Origin of the sequence: Mesorhizobium sp. M7A.F.Ca.CA.003.01.2.1, from assembly GCF_003998945.1 — a bacterium.
GTDB lineage: Bacteria > Pseudomonadota > Alphaproteobacteria > Rhizobiales > Rhizobiaceae > Mesorhizobium > Mesorhizobium ciceri.
Genome location: NZ_RZRA01000799.1, coordinates 1 through 2,703, shown reverse-complemented (window position 1 = coordinate 2,703; position 2,703 = coordinate 1). Strand labels below are relative to the sequence as shown.

The 2,703-nt window shown below is 60.0% G+C and carries 3 protein-coding genes; 2 read left to right on the top strand and 1 reads right to left on the bottom strand.

Annotated features, from left to right (window positions below):
* The coding region (locus tag EN969_RS25750) for an NYN domain-containing protein (protein ID WP_127419509.1) at positions 1–336 on the bottom strand (336 nt) is incomplete at its 3' end.
* Between the two features lie 323 nt (positions 337–659).
* Here EN969_RS25750 and rpoZ point away from each other — a divergent pair.
* Both rpoZ and EN969_RS25740 read left to right on the top strand, forming a co-directional pair.
* Positions 660–1,061, top strand: a complete 402-nt coding sequence (gene rpoZ, locus EN969_RS25745; protein ID WP_013532591.1) for a DNA-directed RNA polymerase subunit omega — start codon at positions 660–662, stop codon at positions 1,059–1,061.
* 128 nt (positions 1,062–1,189) lie between these two features.
* A partial coding sequence (locus EN969_RS25740) for a bifunctional (p)ppGpp synthetase/guanosine-3',5'-bis(diphosphate) 3'-pyrophosphohydrolase (RefSeq protein ID WP_164758484.1) occupies positions 1,190–2,703 on the top strand: 1,514 nt, incomplete at its 3' end.

Here is a 2,703-nt window from a genome sequence, read left to right as displayed (position 1 = left end):
GTCGACGACATCGGCGAGTTCCAGCGCATCGACGGTGAGCTCGATGTCCATATTGCCCTTGATCTTGCGGCGGCCGGTCGAGTCGGTGAATTCCTTGGCCGGCTTGGTGACCACCTTGAAGCCATTATAGTCGAGCCAGTCGATCAGCGGACGGATCGAGGAGTATTCCTGATCCTCGACCAGCGCCGTGTAATAATAGGCGCGCAGCAGATAGCCGCGCTTCTGGAAGCTCGACAGAAGCTTGCGGTAGTCGATGTCGAAGCCGAGCGCGCGCGACGTCGCGTAGAGATTGGCGCCGTCGATGAATAGGGCGATTTTTTCACGAGGGTCGAACATGGAAAATATTCCTTCTCGAAATAAACACCCGTCTAAACCAAATGCGATAGCGTTCGGTCAGGCTCATAATAAACCGGCTGACCTCTATGCCATCCGAGATAGCGCCAGTTTCGCGGCAATCCAAGGGCGCGTGCGGCACTGCAAGCAATTGTGATCGGGACACCGAACACATAGCACAGACTGGTTTTGCCAAATCGGGTGTTTGAACCAAGGTTTGGGCGCCATGCAACCCAGCCATTGCCATGATGCTTGTATTTTGGCGGCGTTCGGGTTATGGACCGAGCCTGTTTTCCATCAAATCCATCGCATGAAAGGGGCAATCCATGGCCCGCGTAACCGTTGAAGATTGCATCGACAAGGTCGACAACCGCTTCGAGCTGGTGCTCCTTGCCGGCCATCGTGCCCGGCAGATCAGCCAGGGCGCGCCGATCACAGTGCCGCGTGACAACGACAAGAATCCGGTTGTGGCGCTGCGCGAGATCGCCGATGAGACGCTGTCGCCCGACGACCTCAAGGAAGATCTGATCCATTCGCTGCAGAAGCATGTCGAGGTCGACGAGCCCGAGGCCGATGGCGAGGCGATTGCCGATCAGACCGGCACCGCCGTTGCCGCCACCGACGCCGACGACGCCGAGGAGAACATCACCTTCGACCGGATGACCGAGGAAGACCTCCTGGCCGGCATCGAGGGCCTGGTGCCGCCGGAAAAGAGCGACGACTACTAAGCCAGCGTTCTGGACCTGCCTGGAATACGTTTCCGGCACTTCCGTCCAGTCAGTTTCGTGGCTATCTATGGGATGCGCCGTACGCTAGTGCGGCGCATCAATCATTTCAGCACCGCGAGATTCCGCCCATGATGCGTCAGTATGAGCTTGTCGAGCGCGTCCAGCGCTACAAGCCTGACGTCAACGAGGCGTTGCTCAACAAGGCCTATGTCTATGCCATGCAGAAGCATGGCCACCAGAAGCGCGCTTCCGGCGATCCGTATTTCTCGCATCCGCTCGAAGTCGCCGCCATCCTCACCGAAATGCATATGGACGAGGCGACGATCGCGGTCGCCCTGCTGCACGACACCATCGAGGACACGACCGCCACGCGGGCCGAGATCGACGATCTGTTCGGCCCCGAAATGGGCAAGCTGGTCGAGGGCCTGACCAAGTTGAAGAAGCTCGATCTGGTCTCGAAGAAGGCCGAGCAGGCGGAAAACCTGAGAAAGCTTCTGCTGGCGATTTCGGAAGATGTCCGCGTGCTGCTGGTCAAGCTCGCCGATCGTTTGCACAATATGCGCACCCTCGACCACATGCCGGAGGCCAAGCGCCTGCGCATCGCCGAGGAGACGATGGATATCTACGCACCGCTGGCCGGGCGCATGGGCATGCAAGGCATGCGTGAAGAGCTGGAGGAGATCGCCTTCCGCTTCATTAATCCTGAAGCCTATCGCGCCGTCACCGCACGGCTTGCCGAAATCTTCGAACGCAACAAGGGCGTGCTGACGGACATCGAAAAGGCACTGTCCACGTTGTTCGAGAAGCATGCGATCAACGCCAGCGTAAAGAGCCGGCAGAAGAAGCCGTGGTCGGTGTTCCGCAAGATGGAGGCCAAGGCGCTGTCCTTCGAGCAGCTCTCTGACATCTTCGGCTTTCGCGTCGTCGTCGACACGGTCGAGGACTGCTACCGGGCGCTTGGCGCCATCCACACCGCGTGGTCGATGGTGCCGGGTCGCTTCAAGGACTACATCTCGACGCCGAAACAGAACGACTACCGCTCGATCCACACCACCATTGTCGGCCCGTCGCGCCAGCGTGTCGAGCTGCAGATCCGTACCCGAGAGATGAACAAGATCGCCGAATACGGCGTCGCCGCCCATTCGATCTACAAGGATACCGGCGGCAAGACGAATGGCGCCGCCCACGCGATTTCAAAGGAAACCAACGCCTACGCCTGGCTGCGCCGCACCATCGAGCAGCTTGCCGAAGGCGACAACCCTGAGGATTTCCTCGAAAATACCAAGCTGGAACTGTTCCAGGACCAGGTGTTCTGCTTCACCCCGAAAGGCATGTTGATTGCGCTGCCGCGCGGCGCGACACCGATCGACTTCGCCTATGCGGTGCACACCGATGTCGGCGACACCTGCGTCGGTGCCAAGGTCAACGGCCGCATCATGCCGCTGATGACGGAACTGAAGAACGGCGACGAGGTCGAGATCATCCGCTCCAAGGCGCAGGTGCCGCCGGCGGCGTGGGAATCGGTCGTCGTCACCGGCAAGGCGCGCTCGGCCATCCGCCGTGCCACCAAGAACGCCATCCGCAAGCAATATTCGGGTCTTGGCATCCGCATCCTGGAACGCGCCTTCGAGCGTGCCGGCAA